This window comes from Acidimicrobiales bacterium, assembly GCA_035536915.1.
Taxonomy (GTDB): domain Bacteria; phylum Actinomycetota; class Acidimicrobiia; order Acidimicrobiales; family JAHWLA01; genus JAHWLA01.
This window is the reverse complement of the sequence record DATLNE010000036.1, coordinates 1-17,285: the sequence shown is the minus strand read 5'-3', so window position 1 is coordinate 17,285 and position 17,285 is coordinate 1. Positions and strand designations below refer to the sequence as shown.

The following is a 17,285-nucleotide window of genomic DNA, read 5'->3' as shown; positions in this document are numbered from 1 at the left end:
TGGGCTACCGTCCCGCAATCCCCACCGCAGCGATCCTCTCGTTCCGCCTAGGCGGGCCCGACGGCGTGTCAGTGGAAGCGGGCAAGTGGGCGTGGTCGCTCGGCCGGCTCGGCTTCGACGTCCGCACCGTGGCCGGCGAAGGCGCCGCCGACGTGCTCGTTCCCGGCTTGGCACTGGCCGCCGAACGCCCGCCTGCCGCGCCCGAAGTGGCACGCGCCCTCGACGGCGCCGACCTGGTGGTCGTCGAGAACCTCTGCTCCCTCCCCTTGAACCCGCCCGCCGCCGACGTGGTGGCGTCGGTGCTCGCCGGTCGGCGGGCCGTGCTGCGCCACCACGACCTGCCGTGGCAACGGGAGCGCTTCGCCGGCTACCCGCCGCCGCCCGACGACCCGGCGTGGCTCCACGTGACGATCAACGATTTGAGCCGCCACCAGTTGGCCGAGCGCGGCATCACTGCGGTGACGGTGCGCAACGCCTTCGACCCCGACCCGCCTGAGGGTGACCGCAGAGGCACGCGGGCGGCGTTGGACCTCGGCCCCTACGACCTGCTCGTCATGCAGCCGACGCGGGCCATCCCCCGCAAGGGCGTGCCCGTGGCGCTGCGTCTGGCCGAGGCGCTGGGCGCGGCGTACTGGCTGCTCGGTCCCACCGAGGAGGGCTACGAGGGGGAACTGGAGCGGGTGCTCGAACGGGCGAAGGTCCGCATCATGCGGGGGCTGCCCTCCGGTCGAGTAGCCAATGCCTATGCGGCCGCCGACGTGGTGGCGTTCCCGTCGTCGTGGGAGGGGTTCGGGAACCCGGTCGTGGAAGCGGCGTTATACGGCAAGCCGCTGGCGCTGCGCCGCTACCCCGTCGCCCTCGAGTTGGAGGCGTACGGGTTCCGGTGGTTCGACGCCGACGACCCGGAGGCGGTGCGGGCGTGGCTGGCGGCTCCCGGCCCGTCGTTGTTGGAACACAACCGCATCGTCGCTCGCACGCATTTCTCGCTGCACGACCTGCCGGGACGGCTGGCCGCTTTGTTCAACGAGGCAGGATGGTCGTGGTGAACGACTCCGATCCTGTCCTCGTGCAGCGCGCCCGTATCGCCCGGCTCGTCGAGGTGGGCCAGCGGGTCGGCTATTCGCTGTTGCTGGTGGCCGTCGTCGCTTTCTTCGTCGGCCTGGCCACCGAGTTCACCGGGCTGATCACCGTGGTCGTGATCGGCTCACTGCTGGCCATGACCGTCGTGCTGGCACCGGCCATCGTGTTCGGGTACGCCGTGAAGGCGGCCGAACGGGAGGACCGGCAGCAAGGTCGCTAGAGTTCCGGCCAACCGTTTTCTTTGCAGGGGGAGTGCGACAAATGACCAAGGCTGCAGTGCTGTCAGGGATCGACCAGCGCCTGGAGATCCGTGACGACGTCGTCGTCGACGCCCCCAAGGCAGGCGAGGTCAAGGTGCGCATGGCCGCCTCCGGCGTGTGCCACTCCGACGTCTCCGTGCAGAACGGCACGCTCTACAACGCCCTGCCCGCCATCATCGGCCACGAGGGCGCAGGGGTGATCGAGGAGGTCGGCGAAGGCGTCGACGGGCTCGAGGTGGGCGACCACATCGTCATCTCGTGGATCCCCCAGTGCGGCGCCTGCTTCTTCTGCGACAAGGACCAGGCCTACCTGTGCGAGAACGCCAACCTGGCGTTGTCGACAGGCGGCATGCTCGACGGCACGCCCCGGTTTAGCCTCGAAGGGCAGCCCCTGCACCACATGGCTGCGGCAGGCACCTTCGCCGAGTCGACGGTGATCCCCGCCATCGGTGCGGTGAAGATCCCCAAGGAGATCGACCTCAAGGCGGCGTCGCTCATCGGCTGCGGCGTGCTGACCGGCGTGGGCGCCGCGTTGAACACGGCCACCATCCGCAAGGGCGACAGCGTGGCCGTCGTCGGATGCGGCGGGGTGGGGCTCAACGTGATCCAGGGCGCCCGCATCGCCGGGGCGGGCGAGATCATCGCCGTCGACATGAACGAGACCAAGCTGGCCATGGCCAAGGACTTCGGGGCCACCGCCACAGTCAACGCCTCCCAGGGCGACCCGGTCGGCAAGGTCATGGAGATGACCGAGCAGCGGGGCGTCGACGTGGCCTTCGAGGTCATCGGCCTGCAGCAGACGATCGAGCAGACGATCACAATGGCCCGCCGGGGCGGCCAGGCCATCCTGGTCGGCGTCCCCCGCATGGACGTGATGGTCACCCTGCCCGCCTTCCTCGGCCTGGTGCTGCAGGAGAAGACGGTCAAGGGCTGCTGGTACGGGTCGTCCAACGTGCACAAGGACGTGCCCAAGCTGGTGGAGCTCTACCAGCGGGGGGAGCTGAAGCTCGACGAGCTCATCTCGCGAGAGATCCCGCTGGAAGAGGTCAACGAGGCCATGGAGGCCATGAAGACGGGCGAACTGGCCCGGAGCGTGATCGTCTACTGACCGTTCCAGTCGTTCTGGTCCGTCAATCCGGCGCCACAGCACCGGATTGACGGACCAGAACGGCGGCTCTCTGCGGCTAGCGCAGGTCGGAGCGGCGGTAGCGCCGGCGGCGGGCGCGCGCTGCCAGCAGCGTGATGCCCGTGTGCTTGGCGGGCAGCGGCCGGATGGGCTCCGGCGGGCGACGGCTGTCGGCCATCGGGGTGGTCCGGGCCGGTCGGGAAGCGCTCACGCCCATGGTTTTCGGCGCGATGACTAGTCCTCCCTGTGCAAGCGCACATCATGGACATTTCTGTCACTTCGGACGACACTGTGCGTGACCGGCACGACCACTCCTTGTTACTGTCCGGTACCCCATGTCGCTTCGCCTCCCCGCTGCACGCCGCCGCCACCAGTTGTTGGACACCGCCCTCGAGGTGTTCGCCGCCAACGGATTCCACACCACGTCGATGGACGACGTGGCCATCGCTGCGGGCGTCACCAAGCCCGTCCTCTACCAGCACTTTCGCTCCAAGCGGGCGCTCTACCTGGAGCTGCTCGACGAGGTAGGCACGCAGCTGCGGGAGGCCATCACCAAGGCGTCGGTGGAGGCCAGCGGGCCGCGGGAGCAGGTGCAGGCCGGTTGTGCCGCCTACTTCCGCTTCGTGGCCGAGAAGCCGTCGGCCTACCGGCTGCTCTTCGGCGGCGGCGCCCGCCGCGACGAGGAGTTCGCCGACGCCGTACGCCGGGTGGAAGAAGGCATCGCCGAGACCGTCGCCCAGTTCATCGAGGCCGACATCGACGACGAGCACCGGCGGCTCTTAGCCCACGGCATCGTCGGCCTGGCCGAGGGCACCAGCCGCCACTGGATGGCCCACGACCTCGACCTCGACCCCGACGTGCTCGCCCGCCGCATGGCCGAGTTGGCCTGGGCGGGGCTGCGAGGCATCACCCGGGACTAGCTCCCGAAGTGAAAGACCGCGTTCGCCATGCCGAGAAGTCCGACGCCGGCGAAGACGAGGGCTACGCCGACCTCCATGATGTCGCGGAAGGGGTCGTGCTTGAGTTTGAGCCGTAGCTTCCGTTCTACGACGCTCATCGGGTCCAGCGCATGATGGCGCAGCACGAGGTACCCCACTGCACCGCAGAAGACCACAAACCCGACGAGCACGTTGGCCAATCTAAGTGGTCCTCGCGGTGTTGCGAAGCGCCCTGGTGGCCGCGCGGAGCAGGCGGCGGCCCCTTCGGAGGCGGCGTCGCACTCGACACGGTGGCGTTCTCGACGTGGATGAGCCACGTCGGCCGGTTTTTGCGCACCACGCCTCGCAGGATCGTGCGCTCCCGCGGCGTCATTGTGCGGCGAACCGGCCGAATCTCCATCGCCCCAGCCTGCACCACACGCGAGGATGGCCCGCTATGGATATCGCTCGCCGGCAGGAGTTGATCACCCGCTACCGCGACGGCCATCGGGTGGTTGTCGAAGCGTTGGCCGGTGCGACCGACGACGAACTCGACCGCATCCCCGAGCCCGGCGAGTGGAGCGCCCGACAGGTGGTGCATCACCTGGCCGACAGCGAGACGACCTCGTATCTCCGCCTGCGCCGCCTGGTGGCCGAGGACAACCCGGCGATCCCGGGCTACGACGAGAACCTCTTCGCTCGGCGCCTGCACTACGAGGCCCGGCCCGTCGCCACCTCGCTCGACGTGCTGCAAGCGGTGCGGGCATCGACCGCAGAGCTGCTCGACCACCTCAGCGACGACGAGTGGAACCGGGAAGGCACCCACGCCGAATCGGGTGCGTACTCAGTGGCGATCTGGCTGGAGACCTACGCAGCCCACGCCCACGACCACGCCGATCAGATCAGGCGCGCGCTCGGGCGCGGCGAGTAGGCGCCAGCGCCTCGCGCAGCCCGGCCAGCCGAGCGGGCACGGCGCGGTACCAAACCCACGTGCCCCGCTTCTCCCGGTCGAGCAGCCCGGCCTCGTAAAGCACCTTGAGGTGGTGGCTGATCGTGGGTTGCGACCGGCCCAGCACGTCGACCACCTCGCACGCGCACACCTCGCCGTCGGGGTCCGCGGCGATCAACGAGAACAGCCGCAGCCGCACGGGATCGGCCAGCACCTTGAACGCCGCGGCCAGCTCCTCGGCCTCGTCGTCGGACAAGGGCGACGCCGACACCGGCGCACAGCACACCTCGATCTGCTTCACGTCCACAGGAACATATTGACACACATCTATGTTCCAACGTATACATAGACGCAGATCGATACAAGGAGGAGACCCCGTGTCCCGAGTGCAGCTGGCCCTGAACGTCACCGACCTGGAGTCGGCCGTCGACTTCTACTCCAAGCTCTTCAACGCCGAGCCGTCGAAGCGCCGCCCCGGCTACGCCAACTGGGCGCTCAACGAGCCGCCCCTCAAGCTGGTCCTCTTCGAGGCCCCGGAAGGCGGCACCCTCAACCACCTCGGCGTCGAGGTCGGCACCACCGACGAGGTGACCGAGGCCACCCGTCGCCTCAACGACGAGGACCTCCCCACCGCCACCGAGGAAGGCGTCACCTGTTGCTACGCCACCCAGGACAAGGTCTGGGTCACCGACCCCGACGGCGCTCGCTGGGAGGTCTACACGGTCACCGACGACAACCCCGCTCCCCAAGAGGCGGCCTGCACCCCAGGATGCTGCTGATGCTCACCTTCGGAGAAGTAATCGCCACCACCCACCGGGACGACCTGCTGCGACGGTCGCTCCGCCGGCGCTGCCGGCTTCAGCTGCTCGCCACGTCGCGGAGGCGCAAGGACGCCACCGCGACGGCGGCCAGCGCCACGCAATAAGCCAGCAACGTCATCGCGGCGGTCCCGAACTGCCGCATGACCAACGGGTCGTTCAACGGCCGGCCGGTGAGGAAGATGACGGCGTTCTCGGCCAGCAGCCACGGCCGCAGCCACGGCTTCCACGCCCGCACCAGGTTCTCGCCGATCACCATGTAGGCGAAGGCGGCACCGAAGGCGGCGGCCGTGTTGCGCCCGATCATGGCGACGGCGCCGCCCACCAAGGCGGCGAAGGCAGCCATGGCGCCGGAGCGAAACACCCCACCGGCGAGAACTCGCAGCCACTCGCCGTCGACGCCCTCGGTGGAACCGTGGGCGGCGGCGGCCGGTACCACCGCCAGGACGAGCAGCACCTGCAGCGCCATGGCGAACACCCACGCCAGCACGGTGGCGGCGGCCAACTTGGCCACGGCCAAGCGCACCCGCCGCGGCTCCCACGTCAGGACCGTGGCCATGGTGCCCGCCCGCCACTCGGCGCCGATCATCGAGGCGCCGCCGAGCAGGCCGCCGATGGCCAGGAAGAAGACGCTGGCGGCCAACGCCGGGTCGCCGCCACCGACCGGCCACAGGTCGGTGAGCGTGAAGGGCTTGACCACGCCCGGCTCGGTGCGGCACTCCTCCACCGGGGGCTGCCCCGGTGTGACGACCTCGACCTCGCACACCGATGTCAGGACTTGCTCGCCCGGCTGTGTGCGCGCCGTGTTGGCGAACACCAGCACGCCGGTGACGACGATGGCGACGGCGGCGATCATTAGCAGCACCCACACCAAACGACGCGATAAGCAGCGGCGCACCTCGACCAGGAAGAGGTTCACGACGGCTCCTCGGTGAGGTCGAGGAACACGTCCTCCAAGCTCACTTCGCGCGGGCGCAGGTCGGACACCCAGTGGCCCGCCTCACCGAGCACCTGCGCTATTCGCGCCGCGTCGGTGGCGGCCACGTCGACCACGAGCAGTTCGCCCTCTCGGGTGGCGGGCAGGCCCGCGTCCTTGAGCACCCGCAGCGCAGCACGGGGGTGGGCCACCCGGGCCAGCACGCCCGTCGTGCGTCCGCCTTGCAACACCTCGGCCACCGGCCCGGCCGCGACGCAACGCCCGCGCGACAAGATGGCCACCCGGTCGCACGTCTGCTGGATCTCGCTCAACAGATGGCTCGACACGAACACCGTGCGCCCTTCGGCGCCGAGGCTGCGCACCAAGCCTCGGATCTCCTTGATGCCGGCCGGGTCGAGGCCGTTGGCGGGCTCGTCGAGGATGAGCAGGGCCGGGTCCTTGAGCAGGGCGGCGGCCAAGCCCAGCCGCTGGCGCATGCCGAGCGAGTACGTGCGCACGAGGTCGCGGCTGCGCTCGGCCAGCCCCACCCGCTCCAACGCAGCGTCGACCGCCGAGGCTCCGATGCCCTGCAACTGGCCGAGCAACAACAGGTTCCGCCGTCCCGACATGGTGGGGAACAGGGCGGGCGTCTCCACGATCGACCCCACGCGTCCGACCACCGACGGCAGCCCTGCGGGCATCTCGGCGCCGAGCATGCGCGTGCGGCCCGACGAGGGCCGGACCAAGCCGAGCAGGCAGCGGATGGTCGTGGTCTTGCCTGAGCCGTTGGGGCCCAGGAAGCCGAAGACACCGCCTTCGGGCACGCTCAAATCGAGCCCGTTGACGGCAACGGTGGTGCCGCCGCGCAACCGCTGGTATTCCTTGCGCAGTGCTTCGACTTCGATCACAGCGGGCATTTGGCCGCAGGCTACCGGGCGATTCGTCGTGCATCGGGGTGGGTAATACGGTGGGGATGCTTTCCCGACTGGTCCGCGTCTGCCGCGGACTCACCGACGACCTCCCGTTGCTGTGCGACTGCGCCGACCGCGGCGCCTGTTCCTGCTAGGTGCGGATCGGGCGCAACGTCGAGGTTCGCCCGCTGGGGGGCATGCCGGGATGCCTGGCGATGATCGCCTTCTCCATCGCCATCTCGGTCATCGGGACGCTGTTGCTGAACCTGTTTCGCTGAGGTTCCGCCCGGCCAGGGCGATGGCCACGGCCACCGCGAGCACGGCGGCCAAGCCGAAGCCCTGCGTCGCCCACTCCCATCGCGTCAGGTTCTCGTCGTGGGCCAGGTGGAACACCAGGTGCGGCAGCTGCACCAGCGCCCACGCCGCAGCGACCGGCGTCGCCAGTCGCACAGGTTGTCGGGCCGCCCACACGAACAGCACCACGAAACCGAGGTAAAGGGCGCCGACGTCGCGCACGTAATGCTCGTTGTACGGGCCGGCCGCCGACGCCCAGTTCATCCCCAATATGCCGGGGAAGTCGTCGAAGAACGACCGGGGTGCGGGCAAGGCCCACAGGCCGATCAGCGCCGCGCTCACCGCTTCGTACACCAGCCCTATTCGCACCCATCGCACCATGTGCACATACTGGCTCACGACGCGCGGCCGACGACGGACGCCTGCGAATCAGCTGGGCGTGACCGGTGTCATCGGCTCGTTGTCGGGAAGTTCTTCTCCCCCGGAGGCATCGAGCTCGTCGGGCAGGAAGTCGGCAGGTTGCTCGATCGCGTCGTTGTCGGGCATCGACTCAGTTCCCTTTCGCCTGTGCGGCCTCGGCGATGGCCACCGAGTCGTCGCTGAGGGCGTCCAAGGCGGCCGCCGCGTTGCTGGGAGCGGCGGCCGTGCGGGCCTGCAGTTCCTCGGTGGTGGTTTCCGGTTGCCGTTCTTGTTCGTTCATGTCGCTCCTGATGCCACAGGGCGCGAAACGGGCCGGCCCCTGAGGACCGGCCCGTTTTCCGCCGTTGCGCCCTGCGTGCTGGTTAGAGGACCTCGCGGTCGCGGACCACGACCTCGTCACGGCTGCGGCCGAAGCCTGCGCCTGCGCTGCTCCAGAAGAGCATGGAGGCAAGGAGGCCGATGGCGCCCACGATCATGAGGATGATGCCCACCGTGTCGAGGTCGATGCCTTCGGCACTGGCTTCGACGGCGAAGGCGAGGATGGCGCCGACTGCGATCAGAAAAACGCTCACTCCGATACCCATTGCGGTTACCTCCTTCGGAGAGGCGTAGCGCTCTCCCCGTCTTAGTGGCTTTGGGGTCTGATCAAGTTGTCTCCCACTACTGCGAGTGGTAAACGCCGGCGGCCACGCGCCGACGAACAGGATGTTCCGCGCCGTCAGGGCCGTTGCCGAACCCGGCCTGCGTGGGGTTCTCGTGCGCCTACAGGTAGCGCATCGGGTCGACCGGCGTGCCCTGCACGCGCACCTCGAAGTGGAGGTGAGGACCGGTCGAGAAGCCCGTGGAGCCCACGGCGCCGATGACCTGGCCGCGCCCGACGGTCTGGCCCACGGCGACGCCGATGGCGCTCTGGTGGGCGTAGAGGGTGGCGAGCGACCCGCCGTGGTCGATCACGGTGGCGTTGCCGTAGCCCCCCCGGGGGCCGGCGTAGACGACGACGCCGTCGGCCGCGGCGCGGATGGGCGTGCCCGTCCCTGCGCCGTAGTCGATGCCGTTGTGGTTGCGGGCGTCGCCGGTGATGGGATGGATGCGAGGGCCGAACAGCGAGGTCACACGGGCGCCGGGCAGCGGGTGCGACAAGGACCCGGGGGCGCCCCCCTGCACGGCTTGGCCGTCCTGCACGCCACGCAGCAGCCCGCCCACGGCATCGGACTCGGCCTGCAACGCATTGATCTGGGCTTGGAACTCGGCCTTGCGGGAGCGGACCTGCTGGACGAGCGAGGCCTGCTCGCCTTCCTGGGCGCGCACCTCTTGGCGCACGACCTCTTGCTCCATGCGGGCGCCTTCGAGGTCGGCCACGCGGGAGGCGACGACGTTGCGCTGCGCCATGGCCTCGTCCTTGACCTTGGCTGCCGCTTCGCGCAACGCGACGATCTCGTCACGCAGCGCGGTGTAGCGATCGAGCACGGCCTTCTGCGAGGTGACCATGACATCGAGGTAGGTGGCTGTGGCGGCCAGGTCGCGCATGCTGTCGGCCTTGAGCATGAGCTCGGCGGCGTGGGCTGTGGGCTGGCCCACGTAGGCGGCGACGGCCCGCTTGCGCAGCTCGTTCTGGGCGCCTGCCACTTCGCCTTCGACGGCGGCCAGGCGCATCTGGGCACCCACGAACTCGGCCTGCAGCGTGTCGAGGTTGGCCTGGGCGGCGGCCACGTCGACCTCGGCAGCGGCGATCTGCTTGTCGAAGGCGGCGACCTTGCCGTCGAGCGTTCGCCGGCGGCTCTGCACGTCGTCGAGCTGGCCCAGCAGTTCGCTTTCCGCCTCGGAAGCTTCCTCGACCTGCTCGCGCAGGGTGCGGATCTGCTGCTTGATCTCGTCCTTGCGGTCAGCCGACGCAGGCACGGTCGCCGTCAGGAAGACGGCGACGACGAGCGCGAGCGAGGCGAGGACGCGGCGATGCACACAGTAAGAATCGGCCTGCCGTCAAGGATCTTGAGGGACGGAGGCGGGCAAACCGCCCGAAATCAGACGTCGAGGAAGCGGCGCACGGCGATGAACGAGCCGATGGCGCCCACTGCGGCGCCCACGAACAGCAGGAACATGCCGGTGCCGACGACCTCCGACGTGCTCACCACCAGTTGGTCGATGAGCTGCAGCTTGTAGCGCCGCACGCCTTGTTCGATGAACGTGCGCATGGCGAACACCACGCCGAAGGCGAGGGCGGCACCCACCACGCCCTGCACCAGTCCTTCGAGCATGAACGGCACCCGGATGAACCAGTTGGTGGCACCCACCAACTTCATGACCGCCACCTCGCGGCGGCGGGCGAAGATGGCCATGCGGATGGTGTTGAGGATCAGCAGGGAGGCCGAGCCCATGAGCACCACGGCCACGCCGAGCACCAGCCACTGCAAGATGTTGCTGACCCGCAGCAGGGTGTCGACGGTGTCCTTGGCGTAGACGACATCGCGCACGCCTTCGCGTTTCTTGAAGCGCTCGCCGATGACCTCGACGAACTCGGCCTGCTTGGGCACCACCCGATACGACGGGGGCAGGTCCTTGGCCGAGACGCTCTCCACCATGTCGGGCGAGTTGGCGAACATCTGCGAGAACTCCGCGTAGGCGGCGTCCTGGTCGACGTATGTGAAGTCCTTGACCTCGGGCAGCTTGGCCAGCTCGCTCTCCACCGCCTGGCTCTGGTTGGGCGGGGCGTCGGGCTGCATGAAGATCGACAGCTCCACGCCGCCCTTCCACTGGATGGTGGCGTTGTTCACCCCTTGGCGCAGCAGGAGGGCGCCGCCCACCAGCGACAGCGACACCGCCACCGTGAGCACGGCGGCGAAGGTCATGAGCATGTTGCGGCGGAGGTTGGTGAACGTCTCGCGCACGACGTAGTCGACGGACAGGGCCATTACTCGTGCACCTCTTTGCGGAACGTGAAGCCCGCCAGCCGGACGGCGTGGCGGACGAGGACGGCGAGCAGCACGACGAGCGCCACCGCGCCGGCGACGGCCACGGCGACGAAGCCGCGGTAGCGCCCGCGCAACTCCTCGGGGAAAGCAGCGTCGACGGGCGGCGCCAGGAACAGCGCCAGCGCCGCGCCGGCCAAAACGAGCAGCACCACGCCGCCTGCCAGCCAGGTCAGGACGAGCTGGCGGCGCAGGAAGGCGTCGGCCGTGGCTTGGTCGGACACCGGGCTCCTAGGTGCCGTAGCCGTAGACGCCACGGGCCTGGTCGCGCACCACGGTGCCGCGGTCGAGCTCGATGACCCGGCGGCGCATGGAGTCGACGATGCCCTGGTCGTGGGTGGCCATGACGACGGTGGTGCCGGTGCGGTTGATGCGGTCGAGCAGGCGCATGATGCCGACCGTGGTGTTGGGGTCGAGGTTGCCGGTGGGCTCGTCGGCCAGGAGGATCAGCGGCCGGTTGACGAAGGCCCGAGCGATCGAGACGCGCTGCTGCTCGCCGCCCGACAGCTCGCCGGGCAGGTTGTCGACCTTCTTCGACAGGCCCACCAAGTCGAGGATCTGCGGGACCTGCGAGGCGATGACGTGCTTGGGCCTGCCGATGACCTCGAGGGCGAAGGCGACGTTCTCGTAGACGGTCTTGTTGGGCAGCAGCTTGAAGTCCTGGAAGACCGAGCCGATGTTGCGGCGCAGGTACGGGATCTTCCAGTGGCTGAGCTGGGCGATGTCCTTGCCCGCCACCCAGATGCGGCCGCCGTCGGGCTGCTCCTCTTTGGTGAGCAAGCGCAGGAAGGTCGACTTGCCCGACCCCGAGGGGCCGACCAGGAAGACGAACTCGCCCTTCTGGATGTCGACGGAGCAGTCGCGCAGTGCGACGGTGGAGCCCTTGTAGGCCTTGGTGACGTTTTCGAGACGGATCATGAGTTGGCAGCAAGGCTATCCGGGCTGCCTTGCGTACCCGCGGCACGGGCCGTCACCACGACGGCGGCGCAGGCGATCCACACCGCTATGACGCCGGCCCACTGGAGGGCGTCGGCTGAGCCGTCGCCCCAGTACGGGGCGGTGGCGTCGGTCGCTGTCGGGATGCCGTGCACGACGACGAAGCCCAGGGCCACCAGCACTCCGGTGGCTACGGCCAGCGGGACGACCCAACTGACTCCCTTGACGGCGGCGACCAGCGCGACGACGTTGCCGGTGACGCCCAGGATGGTGCCCGGGTCGGCCAGTGTGCCGAAGAACGTGGCGCCTTCCTCGGTGCGCAGTTCGTCGAGGCCGTGGAGCACCTGGATGACGAGCAGCGCGGCGAGCGCCCAGACGAGGTTGCGACGTGCCTGCATGAAATGACCCCCGGTTCTCCGCCGCGCCCCGACGCTACCGCCGTTCTGGTCCGTGAATCCGGCACCCTGGTGCCGGATTCACGGACCAGAACAACCGGGGTCAGCCCTCCTGGGTGCGGCGCCAGCGGAGGTAGGCCTCCATGAACTGGTCGAGGTCGCCGTCGATGACGGCTTGTACGTTGCCCGTCTCGTAGTCGGTGCGCAGGTCCTTCACCAACTGGTAGGGCGCCTGCACGTAGGAGCGGATCTGGGTGCCCCAACTGGCTTGGGTGGTGGGGCCGCTGATGTCCTGCAGCTGCTTGGCCCGCTCTTCCCGCTGGCGCTCGGCCAGCTTGGCCGCCAGCACCTGCATGGCGCGGGCCTTGTTCTGCATCTGGCTGCGCTCGTTCTGGCACGAGACGACGATGTTGGTGGGCAGGTGGGTGATGCGCACGGCCGAATCGGTGACGTTGACGTGCTGGCCGCCTGCGCCCGAACTGCGGTAGGTGTCGATGCGCAGGTCCTTCTCGTCGATCTGCACCTCGTCGGAGAGGTCTTCGAGGAACGGCACCACTTCCAACGAGGCGAAGCTCGTCTGGCGGCGGGCCTGGGAGTCGAACGGCGAGATGCGCACCAGCCGGTGGGTGCCCTGCTCGGCCGACAGCAGCCCGTAGGCGTAGCGGCCCTTGACGATGAAGGTGGCCGACAGGATGCCCGCCTCCTGGCCCTGCGACACGTCGTCGAGCTCGAACTCGAAGCCCCGCCGCTCGGCCCAGCGCTGGTACATGCGCATCATCATCTCGGCCCAGTCCTGGGCGTCGGTGCCGCCTGCGCCTGCATGGACTTCGCACACGGCGTCGTGCTCGTCGTACTCGCCGCTGAACAGGCTGCGAAGCTCCAGTGCGTCGAGGTCCTTGGCCAGCGCCGCTGTGGCCGACTCCAGCTCTGCTTCCACCGAGTCGTCGCCCTCTTCGACGCCGAGCTCGTGCAGGGTCTCGGCGTCCTCGATGCGGGCGCGCAGGGCGTCGAGGGTCTTCACGTCGTCACTGACCCGGCCGAACTCGGTGGTCACCGCTCGTGCCGCGTCGGCGTCGTCCCACAAGTCGGCGCGGCCGATCTCGACCTCCAGGTCGACCAGGCGCTTCCGCTTGCCCTCGATGTCGAGGTAGGCCTCGGCCTCCGTCAGCCGGCGTCGGAGCGCGCGCAAGTCATCGGTGAAATCCCTCACGAGTCAGCGACCGTGGCAGAGCTTGAACTTCTTGCCGCTGCCGCACCAGCAGGGCTGGTTCCGACCGAGCTTCTCCTCGTCGGACTTCATGACCGGCTGCATGGTGGCCTGGGCCATGGCCGACTGCTGGGGCTGGCCCGTCTCGTCGGCGGCGGGCGAGGCGAGGGCGGCTTGCTGCACCGCGCTCTGGCCCTGCACCGGGTCGTCGGCCGCCTCGTAGCGGGCCTGGCGCAGGTCGGGCTCGGTGGGCTTGTCGACCAGGACCTCGACGTGCATCACGTACTTGAGGTAGTCGTCGTCGACGCCGGCGATCATGCGGCCGAACATGTCGTAGCCCTCGCGCTGCCACGCCACCAGCGGGTCCTGCTGGCCCATGGCTCGCAGGTTGATGCCCTCGCGGAGGTAGTCCATCTCGGCCAGGTGCTCGCGCCACTTGGTGTCGATGATCTGGAGCATGACCTCGCGCTCGAGTTGGCGCATGGTCTCGACGCCGCCGGGCAACGCCTGCTCGCGGTCCTCGTAGTAGCGCACCGCTTCGGCCAGGAGGCTCTCGTGGATCTCGTCGGAGTTGACCGCAGCGCGCAGCTCGTCGGCGGTGAACTTCGTGGGGTAGTACAGCGAGACCTCGTTGAGCAGGCCTTGCACGTCCCACTCCTCCTGGTAGCCGGTGCAGTACGTCTCCACCAGGCTGTCGAGGGCGCCGTCGAGCAGGTCGAGGGTGTGCTCCCGAAGGTCTTCGCCATCGAGGATCTGCATGCGCCGGGCGTAGATCACCTTGCGCTGCTCGTTCATGACCTCGTCGTACTTGAGGACGTCCTTGCGGATCTCGGCGTTGCGCTGCTCGACCGTGGTCTGGGCCCGTTCGATGGCCTTGGTGACCATCTTGGCCTCGATGGGCACGTCGTCTTCGAGGGTCTTGCTCATGACCCACTGCATGGCGCCGGTGGCGAACAAGCGCATGAGCTCGTCTTCCAGCGAGAGGTAGAAGCGGCTCTCGCCGGGGTCGCCTTGGCGGCCGGCGCGGCCGCGGAGCTGGTTGTCGATCCGGCGGCTCTCGTGGCGCTCGCTGCCGAGCACGTAGAGCCCGCCCAGTTCGCGGATCTTGTCGCCGTCGGCCTTGGTCTGCGCTTCGAACTTGGCCAGCAGCTCCTTGTAGGCGGCTTCGCCCTCGGGCGTCGTGCGGTCGATGCCTTGAAGCTGGCCTTCCTGCTCGGCCAACAGTTCGGGGTTGCCGCCGAGCAGGATGTCGACGCCGCGGCCCGCCATGTTGGTGGCGACGGTGACGGCGTGCAGGCGGCCTGCCTGGGCCACGATCATGGCTTCCCGGGCGTGCTGCTTGGCATTGAGCACGGCATGGGCGATGCCCTTGCGGTCGAGCAGGCGGGAGAGCTGCTCGGACTTCTCGACCGAGGCGGTGCCGATGAGCACCGGCTGGCCGCGTTCGAAGCGCTCGACCACGTCGTCGACCGCGGCGTTGAACTTCGCCTCCTCGGTCTTGTAGATGAGGTCGGCCATGTCCTTGCGGATCATGGGCCGGTGGGTGGGGATGGGCACCACCGGGAGGTTGTAGGTGTTGGCGAACTCGGAGGCCTCGGTCTCGGCCGTGCCGGTCATGCCCGACAACTTCTCGTACATGCGGAAGTAGTTCTGGAGGGTCACCGTGGCCCAGGTGTGGTTCTCCTCCTTGATGCGCACGCGCTCCTTGGCCTCGACCGCCTGGTGCAGGCCGTCGGACCAGCGCCGGCCCTCGAGGATGCGGCCGGTGAACTCGTCGACGATCTTCACCTCGCCGTCCTGCACGATGTAGTCCTTGTCGCGCTTGTAGAGCTCCTTGGCGCGCAGGGCCTGGGTCATCTGGTGGACGTAGTTCACCGAGACCTGGTCGTACATGTTGTCGACGCCCAGTTGGCGCTCGACCTTCTCGATGCCCTCTTCGGTGGGCACGACCGTGCGCTTCTCTTCGTCGACCTCGTAGTCGACGTCGCGGGTGAGGGTGCGGACGATGCCGGCGAACTGGTAGTAGAGCTTGGCCGACTCGGCCGCCGGGCCGCTGATGATGAGCGGGGTGCGGGCCTCGTCGATGAGGATGGAATCGACCTCGTCGACGATGCCGTAGACGTGCTCGCGCTGCACCATGTGGTCGCGTGACTTGGCCATGTTGTCGCGGAGGTAGTCGAAGCCGAACTCGGTGTTGGTGCCGTAGGTGACGTCGGAGGCGTAGGCGTCGCGTTTGGCCTGCCAGTCGTCGATGTCGGGGATGACCAGGCCGACGGTCAGGCCGAGCCACTTGTGGATGCGGCCCATCCACTCGGCGTGGAACTTGGCCAGATAGTCGTTGACGGTGACGAGGTGCACGCCCCGGCCGGTGAGGCCGTTGAGGTAGACGGGCAGGGTGGAGACCAGGGTCTTGCCCTCGCCGGTCTTCATCTCGGCGATCCAGCCGAAGTGCAGGGCGGCGCCGCCCATCATCTGCACGTCGTAGTGGCGCTGGCCGATGGCCCGGTCGGCGCCCTCGCGCACGACGGCGAAGGCCTCGATGAGCAGGTCGTTGAGGTCGGCGCCGTTGGCGATGCGCTCGCGGAACTCGACGGTCTTGTGTCTCAGCGCATCGTCGGACAGCGCTCGCATCTCGGGCTCGAGCGCGTTGATCTCGGGGACGATCTCCGCCAGCCGCTTGACCTTGCGGCCTTCACCGGCCCGAAGAACCTTCGCAAAAACACTCATGACGCCCCCATGCTACGCGGAACCCCCCGTGGTGCCCTGCGGCGTCGCAGGGAAGGGTTGCCAGGGTAGCGGCCGGGCCGCGTTGGGCGGGTGCGTCAGTCTTCGCGGATGTCGAGCAGGCGCTCGCGGACCGCGTAGATGACCGCTTCCATGCGGTTGTGGAGGTGCAGCTTCTCCAAGATGTTGCGGACGTGGTTCTTGACCGTGTTCTCGGAGATGTAGAGGTCTTCGGCGATCTCGCGGTTGCTCATGCCCTTGGCTACGAGGCGCAGAACCTCGACTTCGCGGGCGGTCAGCGCAGGTGCCGGGAACTGCTGCTTCTCCTCGGCCCGCTTCACGAGGGCGTTGAACTCGCTGAGCAGCTTCGAGGCCATCGACGGGGAGATCAGGCTCTGGCCTTGCACGACGGCGCGGATGGCCTCGGCCACCTCTTCGACGGAGATCTCCTTGAGGAGATAGCCGTTGGCGCCCGCCTTGATGGCCTCGTAGAGGTCGTCCTCTTCGTCACTGACGGTGAGCATGAGGATCTTGGTGGTGGGCACGTCGGCCCGGATGGCCCGAGCTGACTCGATGCCGTTCACCTTGGGCATGCGGACATCCATGAGGACGACGTCGGGCGCCAGCTCGCGGGCGCGCTCGATGGCTTCCTCGCCGTTCTCGGCCTCGGCGACGACCTCGATGCCGTCTTCGGTGCCCAGCACGACGTACAGCCCACGACGGAACAAAGCCTGGTCGTCGGCGATCAGAACGCGAATGACGTCGCCTTCGACTCGGTTGTCGTTGTCGGTCACGGTCACCCGGTGGCTCCCCTTGCTCTCGTGTGGCTTCTTCTGGCGTCGCCGGGGGGTCGGCGGCGCTGACGAACTAACTCTTTGTGATGAAGCTCACCACACCCTCATCGGCATCGTCCGAACGGAGTGAAGCATTTGGGCTAGTCCGTGCTGCTGGTCAGTGCGGTGGCGAGTCTACGCGACACCCGCCCGCGCCAAGGTGTCCCCCCGTCGTGGCTCTGGGCCGATGTGGAGGCCGCGTGCGGCTGACCTGGTCTTTGACCCCACACTCGCCTGCCGAGGAACTGGCACGCCTGCCGATGGCGACCTGCGGACAGGTCCGGCATCGACACCTCGACGTGCTTCGTCCCTTCTCCGGCGTACACCGGGTGTCGGTGCATCGTCGGGCAGGGCTTACCTCTAAGCCGCACCATGCTCAGCAACCACGGGTTGCCTTACGTGGGTCGTTTCGCCTGCGACTGGCATCGACTTGCAACCACAGACCCGCACGCGGCCCAAGCCAGTGTACGAGGCGTGGCGCCCGCTACGGGAGCCGCTGGGCCACGAAGCAGTCGACCAACTCCGAAGCAACC

Annotated in this window: 22 protein-coding genes; 6 read left to right on the top strand and 16 right to left on the bottom strand. The window is 68.5% G+C overall.

Going from position 1 to position 17,285, the window contains the following annotated elements; all coding sequences use genetic code 11:
- Positions 1 to 65 precede the first annotated feature (65 nt).
- The 3 genes from VM938_10225 to VM938_10215 are packed head-to-tail and all read left to right on the top strand — an operon-like array spanning position 66 to position 2,448.
- Entirely contained in the window at positions 66 to 1,046 is a 981-nt protein-coding gene (locus tag VM938_10225) for a glycosyltransferase (protein ID HVF75413.1), read from the top strand.
- Positions 1,043 to 1,300, top strand: a complete 258-nt coding sequence (locus VM938_10220) for a hypothetical protein (GenBank protein HVF75412.1) — start codon at positions 1,043 to 1,045, stop codon at positions 1,298 to 1,300. Before VM938_10225 ends, VM938_10220 begins: the two co-directional genes overlap by 4 nt.
- Before the next feature lie 41 nt (positions 1,301 to 1,341).
- Positions 1,342 to 2,448, top strand: coding sequence for a Zn-dependent alcohol dehydrogenase (locus VM938_10215; protein ID HVF75411.1), 1,107 nt, complete (start codon positions 1,342 to 1,344; stop codon positions 2,446 to 2,448).
- Between the two features lie 76 nt (positions 2,449 to 2,524).
- Here the strand turns inward: VM938_10215 and VM938_10210 are convergent, their stop codons facing one another.
- Entirely contained in the window at positions 2,525 to 2,677 is a 153-nt protein-coding gene (locus tag VM938_10210) for a hypothetical protein (GenBank protein HVF75410.1), read from the bottom strand.
- Positions 2,678 to 2,801: 124 nt separating this feature from the next.
- Here VM938_10210 and VM938_10205 point away from each other — a divergent pair, with 124 nt between their 5' ends.
- On the top strand, positions 2,802 to 3,386 hold the full coding sequence (locus VM938_10205; GenBank protein HVF75409.1) for a TetR/AcrR family transcriptional regulator: 585 nt from the start codon (positions 2,802 to 2,804) through the stop codon (positions 3,384 to 3,386).
- Here the strand turns inward: VM938_10205 and VM938_10200 are convergent.
- A complete protein-coding gene (locus tag VM938_10200; GenBank protein HVF75408.1) occupies positions 3,383 to 3,604 on the bottom strand; it encodes a hypothetical protein in 222 nt (73 codons plus the stop codon). The genes VM938_10205 and VM938_10200 overlap by 4 nt on opposite strands.
- 236 nt (positions 3,605 to 3,840) lie before the next feature.
- Here VM938_10200 and VM938_10195 point away from each other — a divergent pair, with 236 nt between their 5' ends.
- Positions 3,841 to 4,314 (top strand): DinB family protein, encoded by a 474-nt coding sequence (locus VM938_10195; protein ID HVF75407.1) that lies wholly within the window; start codon positions 3,841 to 3,843, stop codon positions 4,312 to 4,314.
- Here VM938_10195 and VM938_10190 read toward each other — a convergent pair.
- A complete protein-coding gene (locus VM938_10190; protein HVF75406.1) occupies positions 4,286 to 4,633 on the bottom strand; it encodes a metalloregulator ArsR/SmtB family transcription factor in 348 nt (115 codons plus the stop codon). The genes VM938_10195 and VM938_10190 overlap by 29 nt on opposite strands.
- 76 nt (positions 4,634 to 4,709) lie before the next feature.
- Between VM938_10190 and VM938_10185 the strand changes: the two genes are divergently transcribed.
- On the top strand, positions 4,710 to 5,111 hold the full coding sequence (locus tag VM938_10185) for an ArsI/CadI family heavy metal resistance metalloenzyme (protein HVF75405.1): 402 nt from the start codon (positions 4,710 to 4,712) through the stop codon (positions 5,109 to 5,111).
- 79 nt (positions 5,112 to 5,190) lie between these two features.
- On the opposite strand, the gene VM938_10180 is transcribed toward VM938_10185, so the two are convergent.
- From VM938_10180 to VM938_10120, 13 genes are all read right to left on the bottom strand, one after another.
- Positions 5,191 to 6,069 carry a hypothetical protein gene (locus tag VM938_10180; GenBank protein HVF75404.1) on the bottom strand — a complete coding sequence of 293 codons (879 nt, stop codon included), beginning with the start codon at positions 6,067 to 6,069 and terminating at the stop codon, positions 5,191 to 5,193.
- Positions 6,066 to 6,983, bottom strand: a complete 918-nt coding sequence (locus VM938_10175) for an ABC transporter ATP-binding protein (protein HVF75403.1) — start codon at positions 6,981 to 6,983, stop codon at positions 6,066 to 6,068. The genes VM938_10180 and VM938_10175 overlap by 4 nt, the downstream gene beginning before the upstream one ends.
- A gap of 237 nt (positions 6,984 to 7,220) precedes the next feature.
- Positions 7,221 to 7,670 carry a DUF4345 family protein gene (locus tag VM938_10170; protein HVF75402.1) on the bottom strand — a complete coding sequence of 150 codons (450 nt, stop codon included), beginning with the start codon at positions 7,668 to 7,670 and terminating at the stop codon, positions 7,221 to 7,223.
- A gap of 151 nt (positions 7,671 to 7,821) precedes the next feature.
- Entirely contained in the window at positions 7,822 to 7,971 is a 150-nt protein-coding gene (locus tag VM938_10165; GenBank protein HVF75401.1) for a hypothetical protein, read from the bottom strand.
- Between the two features lie 82 nt (positions 7,972 to 8,053).
- Positions 8,054 to 8,263 (bottom strand): DUF6458 family protein, encoded by a 210-nt coding sequence (locus VM938_10160; protein HVF75400.1) that lies wholly within the window; start codon positions 8,261 to 8,263, stop codon positions 8,054 to 8,056.
- A gap of 190 nt (positions 8,264 to 8,453) precedes the next feature.
- Entirely contained in the window at positions 8,454 to 9,650 is a 1,197-nt protein-coding gene (locus VM938_10155) for a peptidoglycan DD-metalloendopeptidase family protein (protein HVF75399.1), read from the bottom strand.
- Positions 9,651 to 9,712: 62 nt separating this feature from the next.
- Positions 9,713 to 10,600, bottom strand: a complete 888-nt coding sequence (ftsX, locus tag VM938_10150; GenBank protein ID HVF75398.1) for a permease-like cell division protein FtsX — start codon at positions 10,598 to 10,600, stop codon at positions 9,713 to 9,715.
- Positions 10,600 to 10,881, bottom strand: coding sequence for a hypothetical protein (locus VM938_10145; protein HVF75397.1), 282 nt, complete (start codon positions 10,879 to 10,881; stop codon positions 10,600 to 10,602). Before VM938_10145 ends, ftsX begins: the two co-directional genes overlap by 1 nt.
- 7 nt (positions 10,882 to 10,888) lie before the next feature.
- The gene (ftsE, locus tag VM938_10140; protein ID HVF75396.1) at positions 10,889 to 11,575 is read right to left on the bottom strand and encodes a cell division ATP-binding protein FtsE; all 687 of its coding nucleotides are present in this window, start codon (positions 11,573 to 11,575) and stop codon (positions 10,889 to 10,891) included.
- Positions 11,572 to 11,991, bottom strand: coding sequence for a hypothetical protein (locus VM938_10135; GenBank protein ID HVF75395.1), 420 nt, complete (start codon positions 11,989 to 11,991; stop codon positions 11,572 to 11,574). Before VM938_10135 ends, ftsE begins: the two co-directional genes overlap by 4 nt.
- A gap of 100 nt (positions 11,992 to 12,091) precedes the next feature.
- The gene (gene prfB / locus VM938_10130) at positions 12,092 to 13,198 is read right to left on the bottom strand and encodes a peptide chain release factor 2 (GenBank protein HVF75394.1); all 1,107 of its coding nucleotides are present in this window, start codon (positions 13,196 to 13,198) and stop codon (positions 12,092 to 12,094) included.
- Between the two features lie 3 nt (positions 13,199 to 13,201).
- Positions 13,202 to 15,922, bottom strand: coding sequence for a preprotein translocase subunit SecA (gene secA / locus VM938_10125; protein ID HVF75393.1), 2,721 nt, complete (start codon positions 15,920 to 15,922; stop codon positions 13,202 to 13,204).
- 95 nt (positions 15,923 to 16,017) lie between these two features.
- On the bottom strand, positions 16,018 to 16,719 hold the full coding sequence (locus VM938_10120; protein ID HVF75392.1) for a response regulator transcription factor: 702 nt from the start codon (positions 16,717 to 16,719) through the stop codon (positions 16,018 to 16,020).
- Between the last annotated feature and the right edge of the window lie 566 nt (positions 16,720 to 17,285).